The sequence below is a fragment of the Rhodobacter sp. P2_H5 genome, assembly GCF_056403335.1.
The window spans coordinates 202,400-218,702 of record NZ_JBFUFS010000008.1 but is presented as its reverse complement, the minus strand read 5'-3'; the positions used below and the strand labels follow the sequence as shown (position 1 = coordinate 218,702).

Here is a 16,303-nt window from a genome sequence, read left to right as displayed (position 1 = left end):
GACGCGGATGGCGGTTGATTTGATGTGAATCAAGGCGCGCCGCGTCGGTTCTGGTGCAGAACCGTTGATCAGGGAGAAGACCATGAAATCCATCGCCGCACGCAAAGACCAGCTGGAGACCCGGGCCCGCGAACTTCAGGCCCGGCTCGGTGACATCGTTGAAAGCCTCGATTCCCATCAGGAGACCGATTGGGAGGAGCTTGCCACCGAACGTGAAGATGACGAAGTGGCGGAGGGCATGGGTCTGGAAGCCCAGGCCGAATTGCGCGCCATCCATGCGGCGCTCGGGCGGATCGAGACCGGCGACTACGGCCTGTGCCAGATCTGCGGCGAACGCATCGCCGAGGCGCGGCTTGATCTTCTGCCCTACACCCCGTTTTGCAAGGAGCACGCGACATGAAACATCCTGATGCCTCTCCGCTTGTCGCCGCCGCCGCCCTGATGGGCGAATGGACCGAAGCGGCGGTTGCCGCCGAGGCCGCCGGGCTGGCCGCCCTCAAGGCCGAGATGGAGGGTCTGGCCGTGCTGTTCGGCGGCACCTCCGAGCCCCAGACCGACGCCGCAGAGCGCGAGCGCGAGGCGCGCGTCGAAGCGGGCTTTGACAACATGCCGATTTAAGGCCCGCTTCCTCCCCTTGACCCATGGACAAGTCGCGGGCTTTGGCTCTTGAATAAGGCCGGGAGGCAAGGGGCCGCCATGCATTACGCGTGGGGGCCGCTTGCAGAGCCGGAGCGGCGCAGGGGGACAAGGTGCAGGAAACGGGTTTGGCCTCGGATGGTGCGACGGCGGGGGAAGCGGGCGTGATGCGGCTGGATCGGATCGGCGCGGTCGCCGTGCTGGTCATGACGCATCCGCCGGTCAACACCCTGACCGGCGCCTTGCAGCAGGCGCTGTTGCAGGCGCTCGACAAGGTGGCCGCCGATCCCGAGATTCATGCCGTCATCCTGCGCGGCGAGGGGCGCGGCTTTTCCGCCGGTGCCGAGATCCGCGACGCCGGGCAGGCGGCGCGGCGCGCCGAACTCGCCCGCCTTTGCCTGCGGATCGAGGATTTTCCCAAACCGGTCATCGCGGCGCTGCATGGCTCGGCGCTTGGCGACGGCTGTGAACTCGCGTTGGCCGCGCATTACCGCATTGCCCATGCCGCGACCCTGCTGGGCCTGCCCGAGGTGGGGCTTGGCCTTCTGCCCGGCGCCGGCACCACCCAGCGCCTGCCACGGCTGATCGGGGCGGAACAGGCGCTGCGGCTGCTGCTCGTCGGCCTGCCGATCCGCGCGCCGGAGGCGCTGGCGCTTGGTCTCATCGACCGCGTGGTCCCCGAAAACCTCGGCGAGGCGGCGCTGGCCATGGCGCAGGAAGGGCTGCCTTTGCGCCCGACCTCGGGCCTTCAGCTGCGCGACATGCCGGGCCATCAGACCGCCGTCGCCGCCGCCCGCGCCGCGCTGAAGCCCGACGCGGTGCTGCCCGGTGCCGCAAATCCGCTGCCGGCCCCGGCCCGCATCATCGACTGTGTCGAGGCTTCGGCGCTTCTGCCCTTTGCGATGGGCCTTGCGATGGAGGCCGCCGCTTTTGAGGATCTGGCCGCCAGCCCGCAGGCCAAGGGCCTGCAGCATGCCTTCCTCGCCGAACGCCGCGCCTTGCAGGTGCCGCCGCTGGTGGCCGGGCGCAGCCTGCCCGTGGTCGAGACTCTGGGCATTCTGGGCGCCGAAGATCCCGCCGCCGATCTGGCGCTGCAGGCTTTGGGCGCCGGGATGAAGGTCACGCTGTGCGATGCGGACCGGCCGCGACTGGCTGACACGCTGGGCCGGATCGCCGCCAAGCAGGATCAGGCCGTGGCCGCAGGCCAGATCACCGAGGATCTGCGCGATGCCGCCTGGGCCCGGCTGTCCTCGGCCCGGACGCCCGAGGCGCTGGCGGGTCTGGATCTGGTCTTCCTCGCCCCCGAGGAGATTGCCCGCGCCCTGGATGAGACTGAAACGCCGGCGGAGACGCCAATCTCCGCCCTGCCGGAGAATCTGCCCTGCGCGGTGATGGGGGCGGTGGCGGCGTCGGGCGACCTCTGCGGTGCCGGGCTGACGGTGCCCGAGGCGCCGGGGGGCTTGGCCGAACTGTCGTTTGACTCCACCGCCACGCCGGATCTGGTCCTGCGGCTGGTGGCTCTGGGACGGCGGCTCAGCTGGCGGGTGGTGACGGCGGGGCCGGGCGGGCCGATCGAACTCGGCCTGCGGCTCGCCCTGGAGGATGCCGAACAGGCGCTGCAGGCGCAGGGCCAGACGCCCGAGGCAATCGCGGCGGCGCTGCGGGCCTTTGGTCTTGGCGCGGGGGCGCTGCGCCATTTGCCGGCCATGCCGCGCGGCGGCCAGCCGATCGTGCAGACCTGCCTTGCGGCGCTGGCGGCGGAAGGCGCGCGGATGCTGCAGGACGGCCGCGCCCGCAGGCCCTGCGACATCGACGCGGTGGCGCTGCTGTCCGGCCTTTTCCCGCGCTGGCAGGGCGGGCCGATGTTCCTCGCCGATCAGCGCGGCCTTCTGGTCCTGCGCGCCGATCTGCGCAAGCTCGCCGCCCCGGTCTTTGCCGTGGCGCAGGTGCTGGACGATCTGATCAGCGAGGGGCAGAAGTTCGCCGACCTCGATCAGGGGTAACGCAGGTCAGCGCAGCACCAGCCCGGTCGCCAGGGCTGCCAGCCCCAGCACGCTGACCCCCATCGCGGCGAGGTTCCAGACCACGACCTTCTGCATCACCGCGCGGGCCGCGTCCGGCGCCATGCCGCGCGCCCGCATCGAGGCCACACCGCAGGCCACCAGACCCGCCACGCCCAGCAAGGCCACGGCGGCGCCGCCCCAGATCAAGCCTGCCAAGATCGCTGCATTCATCCAAGGGCCTCTTTCGGTTGCACATCAGGTGTCCCGCCGCCTAGCTTCTTCCCGCGCGCCTGTCCAGTCTTGCACCCCGCCCGCGCCGTGGGATAGGGAGGGCGCCAAACATCCTGCACGAGGCAAGCCCATGTCCGCTCCCATCGACGCCTATTCCGTCACCGCCGACGAACTCCGCCAGTTCATCGAACGTCTCGAACAGCTCGAATCCGAAAAGAAGGATCTGGCCGAGCAGCTGAAGGAAGTGATGGCCGAGGCCAAGGGCCGCGGTTATGACACCAAGGTCCTGCGCAAGATCCTCGCCCTGCGCAAGCGCAAGCCCGACGAGCTGGCCGAAGAAGACGCGGTGCTCGAGGTCTACAAGGCCGCCCTCGGCATGAGCTGAGGGCCCGCAGCCCGAACCAAAGCATCCCGGTCGGCCCCCTCGGGCCGGCCTTTTCTTTTGCAGCGGGCCGCGTTGCGCCGGGCGCCAGTGCCGGAGGGCCCGTCAGGGCGCGATCAGCCGCACGCCGGGAATTACTGCGATCCGGGCCACGTCGGAGAGATAGGCCTGGGTCAGCTGCTCCACCGTTTCGGCGGTCCAGCCGGGGATCTCGACCTCGACATTGATCTTCTCGGGCAGGGCGAACTTGTCGAGGAAGGCCGAAACGATCCGCCGCCGCAGCGCGACCGAGGTGACGGGGTGGGTGTCGATATAGGCCTGCATCCGCTTCATCCCCTCGGGTGGCATCAGGGTGGCCAGAAGGTCGTTCTCGTCCTCCAGCACGGTGCCGGGCGCGTGGCCCGCGACGGCTTGCAGCACCTCGGGCCAGATCAGCGGCGTATCCTCGTCGCACCAGACGGTCAGGCTCGCCGCGGGGTTCTGGGCGCGGATCTTCTCGATCACCTCGGACCAGCGCAGGGTGAAGAGGTCGATGCCCTTCAGGAAATCCTCGAAGCGCGGCTTGCCGCCCTTCATGGTCTTCTGCTTGTCATAGATCGCGGGCAGGAAGCTTGCCGGATTGCGGATCGCAAGGTGAAATTCCGCCGCCGTCTGCGGGAAGATCTGCGCGAAGGCCCGGGTCCGATCGCCCGCCGCCGGGTACAGCCCGCCGTCGATGACCCAGGGCAGAAAGGACAGGAAATTGTCCCAGGACAGGATCAGCCGCTCGGCCTGGTCCTCCTCCATGATCTGGTCCAGCACCATGCTTTGCGTATCGGGCGAGGCCGCCTGACCGTTCAGCGCAATGGCCGTGTCGCGCATCAGGTGGCGGTAGCGCGTCGGCCCCGGCACCACGATGCCCTGCGCGGCCAGCGCGCCCCGGTTCTTCAACAGGCAGCGCAGCAGGCGCTCGTCATCAGTGCAATGCGCACCAAGGTGGTAGACAATCCGCATGCTGATATCCTGCCCGGCCTTTTGTTCTTTGGCGGTGAATATACGGGGTTTTCTGGACAGGGAAACACGTTTCCGTTAACAGCCGGTTATGACCCAGCAAAACGCTCAGGCAAAGCCTTCTTTCATGCAGCGGATCGTCCTGCCCGACCTGTGGTCGCTGGGCGCGCTGGCGATCGGGGTGGTGGTGGTGGCGCCGGTGCTGGCCGTGGTCTGGCTGGCGTTTCACCCGACCGAGAACATCTGGCCGCATCTGATGGCCACCGTCCTGCCGCGCTACCTGGCCAATACGCTGATCCTCGCCGGGGGCGTGGGCGTGCTTGCGGCGGCGATGGGGACGGGGGCGGCCTGGCTGGTCGTGATGTACCGCTTTCCGGGCCGCGGGTTGCTTGATCAGGCGCTTTTGTTTCCGCTGGCGATTCCGGCCTATATCGGGGCCTATGCCTTGGTCGATTTCCTCGATTACTCCGGGCCTTTGCAGGTGGGTCTACGGCTGGCCATGGGGTGGAAATCGGCCAAGGACTATGCCTTCCCCGAGGTCCATTCGCTGGGTTTCGCCATCGTCGTGCTGTCGGCGGCCTATTATCCTTACGTCTACCTTCTGGCCCGCGCCGCCTTTCGCGAGCAATCGGGCGGCACCTACGAGGTGGCCCGCGCCCTCGGCGCCGGGCCCTTCGGCCTGTTCTGGCGCGTCGGCCTGCCCTTGGCGCGACCCGCCATCGCAGTCGGCATGGCGCTGGTCCTGATGGAGACGGTGGCCGATTTCGGCGCGGTCCAGCATTTCGCGGTGCAGACCCTGACGACCGGGGTCTTCTCGACCTGGCTCAACGGCGACAATGCCGGCGGGGCGGCGCAGCTGGCCGGGGTGATCCTGGTCCTGATCCTCGGCCTGATCCTGATCGAGCGCGCCAGCCGGCGCAACGCGCGCTTTCACAAGCCGTCCCGCGCGGTGCGGCCCGTGGCGCCCCTGGCCTTGGGCGGCTGGCGCGGGACGCTGGCGCTTGGCCTCTGCCTCGTGCCCTTTGCGATGGGGTTCCTGCTGCCGGTGGCGGTGATGGCGGGCCATGCGGTGCAAAAGCCGCAGGTCTGGCTTGCGCCGGGGCTCGGGCGGGCGGTGGTCAATACGCTGGTGGTGGGCAGCCTCGCCGCCGTGCTGACAGTGGCGGCGGCGACCTTTCTGGTCCATGGCTTGCGGCTCTCCGGGCGCAGGCTGGCGCGATTTGTCCTGCCGCTGACCGCGCTTGGCTATGCCGCCCCGGGTGCTGTGCTGGCCGTGGGCATTCTGATCCCCTTGGCCGCGCTTGACCACCGGCTGGCCGATGGCATCCTGGCGCTGACCGGCCATGACCCCGGCCTTCTGCTGACCGGTACCTCGGCGGCGCTGGTCCTGGCTTACGGCGTGCGCTTCTTCGGCATCGCGCAAGGTGCTGTGGATGCGGCTTTCGGCCGGGTCTCGCCCTCGCTGCCGATGGCGGCGCGGTCCCTGGGCCAAACCTCGGGCGGGGTTCTGAGCCGGGTCTATCTGCCCCTGATGCGCGGCTCGGTCAGCACCGCGCTCCTGATGGTCTTTGTCGATTGCGTCAAGGAACTGCCCGCCACGCTGATGCTGCGGCCCTTCAACTTCAACACCCTCTCGACCCGCGCCTATGACCTCGCGAGCCTGGAAAAGATCGGCGAGGCCGCCCCCGCCGCCCTTCTGGTCATCGCCGTGAGCCTCGTCGCCGTGGCCGTGATGGCGCGCTCCTCCCGCTCCTGAGCGCGTTTCGGGGACTTGCACCAAAGCCGTTTCGCCGCTATGTCAGCCCGCAAGCCTCTATAGCTCAGATGGTAGAGCACCTGATTTGTAATCAGGGGGTCGCGGGTTCGATCCCTGCTGGGGGCACCATTTCTTCACATGTCGCGCAACGGTGACCGGGCTCAGGCCGGGACCTCCGCCGCTTGCATCCAGGCTTCCAGCCGTTCCACCTCCGCCGCCGACATTCGCAGGCCGAGTTTGCTGCGGCGCCAGATCACGTCGCTGGCGTGGCGGGCGCATTCGTGGGTCATCAGCCAGCGCACCTCGGCCTCGGTCAGGGTGGCGCCGAAATCCTGGCCCAGAGCCTCGGGCGTGGTCGAGTTGCCGAGGATCAGGAAAGCGTCGGTGCCATAGGCGCGGATCAGGCGGGCGGCGTGGTGCTGCGTCAGGTAGGGGTGGGCGGCGCGCAGATCCTCGGCCAGTTTGGCCTTGTCACTCAGGGGGAAATCGCCGCCGGGCAGGGGGACGCGGGCGGTCCAGGCCGGTTTCATCGCGGCAAAGAAGGGGGCGAGCTTGTCCAGCGCGTGTTCGGCCAGGCGGCGATGCGTGGTGATCTTGCCGCCGAAGATGTTCAGGATCGGCGCCTGACCGCCGGGGTTGTCGAGGCTGAGGACATAATCCCGCGTCGCCGCCGTCGCCGACTTGGCCCCGTCGGCATAAAGGGGCCGGACGCCGGAATAGGTCCAGACCACATCCTCTGCCGTCAGGCTTTCGCGGAAATACTGGTTGGCGAAGGCGATCAGGTAAGCCTCTTCCTCGGGCGTGATGCGGACCTCGCCCGGTTTGCCCTTGTGGTCGGCGTCGGTGGTGCCGATCAGGGTGAAATCCTGCTCGTAAGGGATGGCGAAGATGATCCGGCCATCTGAACCTTGAAAGAAATAGCAGCGGTCGTGGTCGTAAAGCTTGCGCACCACGATATGCGAGCCGCGCACCAGACGGACGCCTTCCTTCGAGGTGGTGGGCAGGACCTCCTGCATCACGGCGCCGACGAAGGGGCCTGCGGCATTGACCACGGCGCGGGCGCGGTGGATCTCGCGTCCGGTGGCGCCTTCGGTGGTGACCTCCCAGAAAGCGCCGGCGCGGGCGGCATGGGTGACGCGGGTCTGGGTCAGGATATGGGCGCCACGCTGCACCGCATCACGGGCGGTCAGGGCGACAAGGCGGGAATCCTCGACCCAGCAGTCGGAATATTCATAGGCCTTCTTGTACTGCGGCTTCAGCGGCTTGCCGGCAGGGTCCGTGGTCAGGTCCAGCACCGTGGTGCCGGGCAGCACCTTGCGCCCGCCGAGGTGGTCATAGAGGAACAGCCCCAGCCGGATCAGCCAGTCAGGCCGCCGCCCCTTCAGCCAGGGCATGAACAGGCCCAGAAGCCGCGAGGTCGGCGTGGTGCCGTCAAAGCGCATCTCGGGCGACAGGGGCAGCACGAAGCGCATCGGCCAGGAGATATGGGGCATCGCGGCCAAAAGGGTCTCGCGCTCCTCCAGAGCCTCGCGGACCAGGCGGAATTCGAAATATTCTAGGTAGCGCAGGCCGCCGTGGAACAGCTTGGTCGAGGCCGAGGAGGTCGCCTGCGCCAGATCGCCCTGTTCGGCCAGGGTGACGCTCAATCCCCGCCCCACCGCATCGCGCGCGATGGCGCAGCCGTTGATGCCGCCGCCGATGATGAAGAGGTCGCTGATCTGGTCCATGGCTCTGCCCTTTTTGCCGAGTGTGCTTGCGGTGTCAGGGCGGGTCAAGGCGTGGCTTGCCCCGAGGGCAATCAGACCCGCAGGCGCCGCATCGCGCCGATCTGGCGCAGAAGGCCCAAGGGCGGCACGGCGCGGAACAGGTCGCGCATCATGCCGACATCGCCCTTGATCCCGGCCCAGGCCCCGTATTTCGCCGATTTGAGCGGGCTTTTCACCCCGGGCAGTCGCACCACGGCCAAGGGCACCCCGGCTCGGATCACCAGTGAATTGAGGAAAACCTCGAAGCCGAACTTGGGCAGGCGGCGCAAAGCCTCGTCCTGCCCGGTCAGAAGGTCGCGGCGCAGGGCGCGCTCGCCCGAGATATAGTCAAGCCCGATGGCCCGCCACAGGCCCGGGGCATTGTCGCGCAACGAGATCGACATGGCGGCACGCCCCGCCTTGACCGGGGCGATCAGCGCGGTCAGATGGTCCGCCGACAGGCCGACCAGATCGGCATCGATCAGAAGCACGATCTCGGACCGGGTTTCGGCAAAGCCGCGCGCCAGCGCCGCCGTCTTGCCGCCGTTCTGGGCCAGGGTGATCAGCCGCGCCGCCGGAAAGCCCGCGACGACGGCAGAGGTCGCATCGGCCGAACCGTCGTCGATGACCAGCACCTCGTCGATCAGCGGATGACCCAGCACCGCCTGCAGGACGCCCGCGATGCGGCCCGCCTCGTTATAGGCCGGGATGACGCAGGTCAGCCTCATGCTTGCCGCTTCCTTTGCCAGAGGATCAGGACCACCACCGCCAGCGCCACGATGAGGATCAGCGAGCCGCGCCAGATCCAGGTGTCGATGGCGGTATAGGCCGAACCGATGAACCAGCCGATCGCGGTGAAAAAGGCGGTCTTCGGGATCGAGCCTACCAGATTGTACCACATGTAGCTGGCGAAGTTCATCCGCGCCGCCCCCGAGGCGAGCATGATCGGCAGGCCCGCCGAATGGGTCCATTTGCCGATCAGCAGGGTGCGCCCGCCCTGTTCGGCGAAATGCCCCTCCAGCGCGATGCGGCGCGCCTGCGACATGCCCAGGCGGTTCAGCCAGCGGTCGGGCAGAAGCGCCGGGCCAAGGCGGCCGATCCAGTAATACATCCCGTCGCCGACCAGATCGCCCAGGAGGCAGACCAGATAGACGCTCACCACGGTCATGTAGCCCAGCTTGGCCAGATAGGCCGCGATCACGGTGACGATGGGGCCCTCGATGATCGACATCGGGCCGACGAGCCAGAGGCCGTGATTCTGCATCAGGGCCAGAATGGCTTCCTTGGTCATGAGTCTGCATCCCCGGAGCCGGCTTGCTGCGACCCCTTCACTTGCGCGGCCGTCATCGCATTGCCGCGCCATTCAAAGGAGTTGCCACGCCAGGCCGCGCACCAAAGGGCCGGCAACAGCGCGTCGCGGGTGAGCCAGGCGGCGAGATCGGCGGGCCCGCGCGGCCAGCCTGCGGCGGCGGCCAGGGCATATTCCGGGGCATACCACAGGACCAGAAAGCCCGGCACCAGCCACAGGGGCGCACCCAGAAGCGCCGCGATCAGCACGGCCAGAAAGGGCAGGGCGGAACCGGCGAGGATCTCGGGCAGGAAATAGGGCAGAAAGCCCAGGCGGCGCACCTTGGCCCAGCGGACCTGACGGCTCCAGACCACGCCACCCTGCCGCGACCCGATCGGCTGCTCAAAGAAGCGCCCCGGCAGGCGGACGACCTTGCCCGCCGCGCGGACGGTTTTGGTGGAAGCCACATCCTCAGCCATCTCACGCCCCAGAACCGCGATACCACCGGCGGCGCGCAGCACATTCGCGTCCCAGAACAGCATCTTGCCCTGCGCAAAGCCATTGCCCAGCGCCGAGGAAGCCAGCTGCCAGCGTCCCTGAAAGCTGTTCAGAAAGGCGCATTCGACCCGGGCCCAGAAGCCTTCCGGCCGGATGCCGATGGGCGGGGAGGAGACGAGGCCGGTGTCGGGCGTGAACTCGGCCATGCAGCGGCGCAGGTAGTCGGGCGGCAGAAGCACATTGCTGTCCGACATCAGCACATGGTCAAAGCGCGCCGCCTCCCAGCCCTTCACCAGGTTGTTGAGCTTGGGGTTGCCCGACACCCTGTCATCGCCGGTCAGCAGGCGGGCTGCGACCTGCGGATGGCGCTGCATCAGGCGTTCCACCAGCGCGCAGGCCGGGTCGGCGGGATCGGCGGCGCAGAAGATCAGCTCGAACTGCGGGTAATCGGCCAGAAAGGTGGTCTCCAGCGTCTCTTCCAGAAAATTCTCCAGCCCGCAGACCGGGCGCAGCACGGTGACGGGGGGCAAAAAGCCGGGGTCGCCCGCCGGTTTGCGGTGCAGGGCCACGAAAGCCAGGGCGAGACCCGCCCATTGAAAGGCGAGGCAAAGCGCCGCGAAGAGGAGAATCCAGATCAGGGCGCCGCCCATCGGGTAAGCCTGTGCAAGGGTCTGTCGGTGCGCCTCATATACGCTTGGGCGGCGCTCCGAAACCCATTTGCACCTCGGCCCCGGTCATTTCCAGGCCGAAACTTTGCGCGAAAGCCGGGACAAAGCCGGGCTCGGGGGCGGAGCCGCCCTCAATGCCCGCGCGCTCGCCGTCGCGCGCACTGTCATGGGCGGCCCAGTCGATCAAGAGAAGCCGGCCGCTGGCGGTCTCGGCCAGGGCGGTGGTGTTTTCCACCCAGTCGCCGCAATTGGCATAGGCGATGCCGTGGTTGGAATGCAGCGCCGGCTTGTGGAAATGGCCGCAGATGATGCCATCGGTGCCATGGGCGCGGGCGATGTCGGCCAGACGCTCCTCGAAGGCGTCGCAGGACCGCACGATGTCGTTGAAACCCTTGACCAGACGGTCGACCAGCTGCGATTCCGACCAGCCGACCCGGGCGCGCTGCCGGTTGAGCCAGCCGATCGCCCCGCGCACGCTGTTGTCGATCCGGGTGCCGATGCGGGACAGGCGCGGGAAGACGCGTTCGAAGAGATCGCCCTCGTCGCCATGCACCACAAGGTAGCGCGTGCCGTCGGCGGCCTGGTGGACGATGCGGTCCACCACCTCGACGCCGACCATCTCATGGCCGATGAAGCGGCGGAAGAAGGCGTCGTGATTGCCCGGCGTGTAGATCAGCCGGGTGCCCTTGCGGGCGCGGTCGAACAGCAGCGCCAGGATCTGGTGCTGCTCGGGCGTCCAATGCGCGCCAAGCGGCAGCCAGGTGTCGATGATGTCGCCGACCAGATAGATCACCTCGGCGGTGTGGCCGTTCAGGAAGGACAACAGCGCCTTGTCCCGGCAGGCCCGCGAGCCGAGATGCAGGTCGGACAGGAACAGGACCGGAAAGTGCCGCGCCGGCGGGGGCAGCGGGTCCGGCGGGGTGAGCGGCAGGGCTGCGAGGTGCAGGGCTTCGCTGGGCAGGAAGTCGGCCATGTGCAGTGCCATCTTGTCCGTTCCTTTGCTGCCGGGCCATCCTGGCTTAACGTCCGGACCGCTGTTTTCCGTCGCGGCGGCCGGACCGTTCTGGCGTCTTGATAGGATCTGTCTGCGACGGCGGTGTGACAGGTGGATATTCGCAGGGGCGGTGTGATCGGCGGGGCTGGGCACCAAGGCTGGTAGGGGTCTTGCAGGACGGGCCGGCATAACCGGCCGGCGGCAGGGCAAAGGGCACAGGGCGCCCCGCAGTGTTGCGCCCATCCTGAACCCCGCACCCGGCCCTGTCATTGACGGTTGCTTAGCCTCCGCCCCCGGTGGCCTGCAAATGCGCCACCCTCCGCCCCATTTGCCGCAACTTCACGCCATCTGCCTTTCGGATGCGCAGGGACGGCGCCGCTGCGGGGCAGGGCGCCCGACCCCCGATTCCGCCGGGATAGGGCACAAGCAACCCGGGGCTGCAAAAAACCCGCGGCGCGTGCGAGAACGGCTTTGCGCCGCGCGACCTTTCGCGTCAAGGTAGAGAGGCTCGCGGCATCTGCTCGCCTCTTGCGGTGGAGTTTTACGCCTCACGTCAGAGGAGTGTTGGTAGCGTGTCACGAAATTACATCGCCTCGGAACTGCCCCTGCTCCTGGAAGTGGAGCCCTCTGCGGGCTGGGTCTGGAAGGCGGAGGACCGGCAGGCCTCGCCGGCGGGTCTGTCGGAACTCGCGGCCTTCCTGCATCCCGATGACCGCGTGCATGTCCTGCAGACGCTCTACGAGGCCGAGGCGCGCCGCCAGCCGCGTTTTCAGATCTCGGCCCGGCTGTCGCGGGCCTCGGGGCAGATGCTGACCGTGTCGATCTTCGGCGCGGCGATTGCCCTGCCCGATGCCGCCCAGTCGCGCTACCTCTGCGTGATCACCGACATCTCGGCCCATACCTCGGCGATCGAGCGCTTCAACCTGGCGACCTCGGCCACGCGCGAGGTGATCTTCCTCCTAGACTTCGACCGTAACGAGCATTGGTGGAGCCAGGCCTTCACCCTGACCTTCGGCCATGCGCCCCTGCTGCAGGAAGACGTGCTGGAGCGCTGGTTCGATCTGGTCCATCCCGCCGATCAGCCGCGGATCAAGCTCAGCCACGACGCCGCCCGCGCCGGGACGGACGAGGGTTGGGTCGATGAATACCGCATGCGCAGGGGCGACGGCAGCTATGTCACCGTGCTGGACCGGGCGCGGTTCTTCCGCCGTCCCGACGGGACTGTGGCGCGCTCGATCTCGACGCTGACCGATGTGTCCGAACTGCGCCGGGTCGAGCTGATGTTCAGCCAGACCGCCGCTGCGGCGCAGGACGTGATCTACAGCCATGACATCGAGGCCGGGATTCTCTGGCTCAACGACGCGCTGAAGAACCGCTATGGCCATGACCCCTCGCTGGTGTCGCGCCATCCCGCCGCCTGGGTGGATATGATCGCCCCGGCCGATCGCCCAGGGTATCTGCACCTGCGCGAGCAGGCCCTGCAGGGCGATGCCACCCGCTACGAGATCCGCTACCGGCTGCAGGGCGCTGCGGGCGGGCTCTATTCCGTGATCGACCGCGCCCAGATTACCCGCGACGAGGCGCGCCGCCCGATCCGCATCGTCGGCTCGATCGTCGATGTCACCGCCCTGCACGAGGAGGAAGAGCGCCTCCATGCCGTGGTCGAGGTCGCGGCCAACGCGGTCTATGAATATGACGTGGCAGCGGGCACCTTCCGCTATTCGGACGGGATGGCCAGGACCTTCGGCCATGACTGGTCCGACCCGCAGCCCGCGCTGTCCAAATGGGACCCGGTGGTCCATCCCGAGGACCGCGACCGCGCGCGCGACGATTTTCTGCAGTTCGTCGCGGGAAGCGAGCGCTATGCAAGGTTGGAATACCGCTTCGCCCGCGCCGATGGCAGCTATGCCCGGGTGCGCGAGCGGATGATCGCCCTGCGCGACGAAGCGGGGCAGGCGCTGCAGGTCATCGGCGGGATCGAGGATGTCACCCAGGAATACGACGCCCAGGACCGCCTGCGCCAAAGCCAGAAGCTGGAGGCGATCGGCAAGCTGACCGGCGGCGTGGCGCATGATTTCAACAACCTCCTGACCGTCATTCTCGGCAGCGCCGACCTTCTGGAGAATGACGCCACGCTTGGCTCCGCCCAGCGCGATCTGGCGCATAACGTGGCCATGGCGGCGCGGCGCGGCGCCGACCTGACCGGGGGGCTTCTGGCCTTCGCCCGCCAGCAGCCGCTGACGCCGCGTCCTTTGGACATCGCCGCCGTCTTCGCCGAGATGGATTCCCTCCTGCGCCGCACCCTGCCGGCCGGGATCACGCTCGACACCGTGATGACCCCGGAACTCTGGCTGGTCGAGGCCGACCCGACCCATCTGAACGCGGCGCTCCTGAACCTCTGCGTCAATGCCGCCGATGCGATGCCGGAGGGCGGGCGGATCACGATCGAAAGCCGCCCCTGGGTGATCGACGACAGCTACCGGATGACCGACCCCGAGGCGCGCCCGGGCGAGTTCCTGCGCATCGACGTCACCGACACCGGGCACGGCATGTCCTCGGATGTGCTGGCCCGCGCCTTCGACCCGTTCTTCACCACCAAACCGCTCGGCAAGGGGTCGGGGCTTGGCCTGTCGATGGTCTGGGGCTTTGCCAAGCAGTCCGGCGGCCATGCGCGGATCTATTCGGAGCTGAACATCGGCACCACCGTCTCGCTGTTCCTGCCGCGCAGCAAGAGCCAGCTTGCCGCACCGCCGCCGGTGGCCGCCGCAACGGTGGCGCTTGGCCAGGGCCAGCATGTGCTGGTGGTCGAGGATGACCCGCAATTGCGCCGCTTTGTCGCCGCGATGGTGGAGCGGCTCGGCTACCGGGCCAGTTCCGCCGAGACCGGCGAAGCGGCGCTGGCGCTCCTGCGCACCCGCCCGGAGATCCAGCTTCTGTTCACCGATGTGGTGATGCCCGGCACCCTGAGCGGGCGCGAGCTGGCCGAACAGGCGCTGCGCGAATTTCCCGGCCTGCGGGTCCTGTTCTCCTCGGGCTATTCCGAGAACGCGATCATCCACAACGGCAGGCTGGACGAGGGCGTGCAGTTCCTCGCCAAGCCCTATCAGCTGCGCGATCTGGCCGAAAAGCTGCAAGAGGTCTTCCGACTGCCCCCCCGGCACGAGGGCAGCCCCTGGGGCCTGACCCAATCCCCCGGAGGCCACTCCGGCGCGGGCGCCTGAGACGGGCGCCAAGGGTGGGCGCTGATGCGGGTGCCAAAGATGGGTGCCAAGAGCGGGTGTCCGAGACGGGTACCCGAGACAGACGCCAGACATGGCCGCCAGAGCCGCGTTCCTCCGGCGGTCCGCTCTCTCCAGCACCGCAAAGACAGGTCCGGGCGCGGCTTCCTGTCCTGCGCCGGACCTTCTCCCGGGCGATCCTGTGCATCCGGCGCAAACGGTCCCAGCCCTTCCTCCTCCTCGGCAGCGGAGTCAGAGGTGGCAGCCCAAGTCCCGTTCCCGCGACCTGCCGTTCTGACAAGCACGGTCCTGAAAAGGCCCCGCGCGGCGTCCTGTCCTGCGCGGACCGTCTCCGGGGCGGCCCCGTGCATCTGGCGCAAACGGCCCCCAGCCCTTCCTTCTCCCCAGCAGCGCAGCCAGAGGTGGCAGCGCGAGTCCCGTTCCTGCAACCTGCCGCTCCGACAAGCACGGTCCAGCGAAGGCCCGGCGCGGTTTCCGGTCTTGAGCCGGGGCCTCGCCCGGGTGATCCTGTCCTGCGGGGGCACGCGGTGCGCCCGACCTTCCTCCTTCTCCTTATGGAGCCGACCCATGCCCCCTTTGCCGATCCAGACCCTGCGCGCCGACAATCCGGGGGGCTTCACCGGGACCGGGACCAACAGCTATCTGCTGGGGGCTGCGGGCCGGGGCCGCGTGCTGGTCGATCCCGGGCCGGACCTGCCCGGACATGCCGCTGCCCTGATGGAGGCGCTGGACGGGCAGGAGCTGGAGGCGATCCTCGTCACCCATGCCCATCTCGACCATTCCGCCCTGGCGCCCCGGATCGCAGCCCTCACCGGGGCCGAGGTTCTGGCCTTCGGCGATGCCCGGTCCGGCCTGTCGCCCCGGATGCATCATCTGGCCGAGGCGGGGCTGAACGGGGGCGAGGGCAGCGACCTCGCCTTTGCCCCCGACCGCCTTGTGACGGATGGGCAGGTGCTGCGCCTCGCCAGGCTGGAGATCGAGGTGATCCACACCCCCGGCCATATGGGCGGCCATATCAGCCTCGCCCTCGGCGACACGCTTCTGTCGGGCGATCACGTCATGGGCTGGTCGACCACCATCGTCTCACCACCCGAGGGCGACATGGCGGCCTATATGCGTTCCCTGCGCCGGCTGGCCGCGCGCGACTGGCGGCGGTTTCTGCCCGGCCACGGCGCCCCGGTCGAGGACCCCGCCGCGCGGCTGGCCAGCCTCATCGCCCACCGTCAGGGCCGCGAGGCCGCGGTTCTGGCAGCGCTGGAGCAGGGTCCGGCGACGGCGGCCGACCTGGCCCTGCGCATCTACACCACCACGCCCGCAGCCCTGATCCCGGCGGCGACGCGCAATGTGCTGGCCCATCTCATCGACCTCGCCGACCAGGGCGCAGTGCAGGCCGTGGAGGGCCCGCTTGCCGAAGCCCGGTTCCGCAAGACCTGAGCCCTGAAATGCCTCCCACGGCGCGTCGCTCGCCACAGGCAAACCGCGCCCGGCCTGCACCAGGGGCGGGCGGCGGTTTCCAGCGTGCCGGTCCTCCTCCGGCAAGAAGTTGTCGCCTCGCGCATTTTTTCCCGCGCTGCCCCCTTGCCGCCCCCAAACACCCTTGCTATAGGACCCCCATGTTCCGGCGTAGCTCAGCGGTAGAGCAGCTGACTGTTAATCAGCTGGCCGTAGGTTCGATCCCTACCGCCGGAGCCAACAAAATCAAGGGGTTAGTGGGAAACCGCTAACCCCTTTTTCTTTGGCCCCCGAGCCCCCCGCACATCTGATCCCGGACGCCGATCCTGGACCTGGCCACGGTGCACATTTGGAAACAAAGGCGCCGCGCGGGCCGGATCATCGCTCTGGAAGCGAATCGAATGCGCTGATACTCTGCTGC

Annotated in this window: 14 protein-coding genes and 2 tRNA genes; 9 read left to right on the top strand and 7 right to left on the bottom strand. The window is 68.3% G+C overall.

Annotation, left to right across the window (positions count from 1 at the left end; all coding sequences use genetic code 11):
* The first annotated feature begins 82 nt into the window (after positions 1 to 82).
* The 3 genes from AC1DVR_RS13420 (at position 83) to AC1DVR_RS13410 (ending at position 2,639) form a co-directional block, all read left to right on the top strand.
* Entirely contained in the window at positions 83 to 400 is a 318-nt protein-coding gene (locus AC1DVR_RS13420) for a TraR/DksA family transcriptional regulator (RefSeq protein WP_478001085.1), read from the top strand.
* The gene (locus AC1DVR_RS13415) at positions 397 to 618 is read left to right on the top strand and encodes a hypothetical protein (protein ID WP_478001084.1); all 222 of its coding nucleotides are present in this window, start codon (positions 397 to 399) and stop codon (positions 616 to 618) included. Before AC1DVR_RS13420 ends, AC1DVR_RS13415 begins: the two co-directional genes overlap by 4 nt.
* Positions 619 to 749: 131 nt before the next feature.
* Positions 750 to 2,639, top strand: coding sequence for an enoyl-CoA hydratase-related protein (locus tag AC1DVR_RS13410; RefSeq protein ID WP_478001083.1), 1,890 nt, complete (start codon positions 750 to 752; stop codon positions 2,637 to 2,639).
* Between the two features lie 6 nt (positions 2,640 to 2,645).
* Here AC1DVR_RS13410 and AC1DVR_RS13405 read toward each other — a convergent pair whose 3' ends face one another.
* The gene (locus tag AC1DVR_RS13405) at positions 2,646 to 2,870 is read right to left on the bottom strand and encodes a hypothetical protein (RefSeq protein WP_478001082.1); all 225 of its coding nucleotides are present in this window, start codon (positions 2,868 to 2,870) and stop codon (positions 2,646 to 2,648) included.
* A gap of 130 nt (positions 2,871 to 3,000) precedes the next feature.
* On the opposite strand from AC1DVR_RS13405, the gene AC1DVR_RS13400 reads away from it, so the two are divergent.
* Positions 3,001 to 3,255, top strand: a complete 255-nt coding sequence (locus tag AC1DVR_RS13400; RefSeq protein WP_478001081.1) for a DUF2312 domain-containing protein — start codon at positions 3,001 to 3,003, stop codon at positions 3,253 to 3,255.
* Between the two features lie 102 nt (positions 3,256 to 3,357).
* On the opposite strand, the gene AC1DVR_RS13395 is transcribed toward AC1DVR_RS13400, so the two are convergent.
* Complete coding sequence (locus tag AC1DVR_RS13395; protein ID WP_478001080.1) at positions 3,358 to 4,245, bottom strand: hypothetical protein; 888 nt, start codon at positions 4,243 to 4,245, stop codon at positions 3,358 to 3,360.
* A 124-nt stretch (positions 4,246 to 4,369) separates the two neighbouring features.
* Here AC1DVR_RS13395 and AC1DVR_RS13390 point away from each other — a divergent pair, with 124 nt between their 5' ends.
* Positions 4,370 to 5,998 (top strand): ABC transporter permease, encoded by a 1,629-nt coding sequence (locus tag AC1DVR_RS13390; protein WP_478001079.1) that lies wholly within the window; start codon positions 4,370 to 4,372, stop codon positions 5,996 to 5,998.
* A gap of 53 nt (positions 5,999 to 6,051) precedes the next feature.
* A tRNA-Thr gene (locus AC1DVR_RS13385) sits at positions 6,052 to 6,127 on the top strand.
* 32 nt (positions 6,128 to 6,159) lie between these two features.
* On the opposite strand, the gene glpD is transcribed toward AC1DVR_RS13385, so the two are convergent.
* The 5 genes from glpD to AC1DVR_RS13360 all read right to left on the bottom strand — a co-directional run bounded on the left by glpD (position 6,160) and on the right by AC1DVR_RS13360 (position 11,182).
* Complete coding sequence (gene glpD / locus AC1DVR_RS13380; RefSeq protein WP_478001078.1) at positions 6,160 to 7,725, bottom strand: glycerol-3-phosphate dehydrogenase; 1,566 nt, start codon at positions 7,723 to 7,725, stop codon at positions 6,160 to 6,162.
* Between the two features lie 71 nt (positions 7,726 to 7,796).
* On the bottom strand, positions 7,797 to 8,471 hold the full coding sequence (locus AC1DVR_RS13375; protein ID WP_478001077.1) for a glycosyltransferase family 2 protein: 675 nt from the start codon (positions 8,469 to 8,471) through the stop codon (positions 7,797 to 7,799).
* Positions 8,468 to 9,034 (bottom strand): DedA family protein, encoded by a 567-nt coding sequence (locus AC1DVR_RS13370; RefSeq protein ID WP_478001076.1) that lies wholly within the window; start codon positions 9,032 to 9,034, stop codon positions 8,468 to 8,470. The genes AC1DVR_RS13375 and AC1DVR_RS13370 overlap by 4 nt, the downstream gene beginning before the upstream one ends.
* Positions 9,031 to 10,179 carry a glycosyltransferase gene (locus tag AC1DVR_RS13365; protein ID WP_478001075.1) on the bottom strand — a complete coding sequence of 383 codons (1,149 nt, stop codon included), beginning with the start codon at positions 10,177 to 10,179 and terminating at the stop codon, positions 9,031 to 9,033. Before AC1DVR_RS13365 ends, AC1DVR_RS13370 begins: the two co-directional genes overlap by 4 nt.
* Before the next feature lie 34 nt (positions 10,180 to 10,213).
* On the bottom strand, positions 10,214 to 11,182 hold the full coding sequence (locus AC1DVR_RS13360) for a UDP-2,3-diacylglucosamine diphosphatase (protein ID WP_478001074.1): 969 nt from the start codon (positions 11,180 to 11,182) through the stop codon (positions 10,214 to 10,216).
* Positions 11,183 to 11,763: 581 nt separating this feature from the next.
* Between AC1DVR_RS13360 and AC1DVR_RS13355 the strand changes: the two genes are divergently transcribed.
* The 3 genes from AC1DVR_RS13355 to AC1DVR_RS13345 all read left to right on the top strand — a co-directional run bounded on the left by AC1DVR_RS13355 (position 11,764) and on the right by AC1DVR_RS13345 (position 16,122).
* On the top strand, positions 11,764 to 14,412 hold the full coding sequence (locus AC1DVR_RS13355; protein WP_478001073.1) for a PAS domain-containing protein: 2,649 nt from the start codon (positions 11,764 to 11,766) through the stop codon (positions 14,410 to 14,412).
* Between the two features lie 585 nt (positions 14,413 to 14,997).
* Positions 14,998 to 15,864: an MBL fold metallo-hydrolase gene (locus AC1DVR_RS13350; protein ID WP_478001072.1), complete on the top strand. Its 867-nt coding sequence runs from the start codon at positions 14,998 to 15,000 to the stop codon at positions 15,862 to 15,864.
* Positions 15,865 to 16,047: 183 nt separating this feature from the next.
* A tRNA-Asn gene (locus AC1DVR_RS13345) sits at positions 16,048 to 16,122 on the top strand.
* The last annotated feature ends 181 nt before the right edge of the window (positions 16,123 to 16,303 follow it).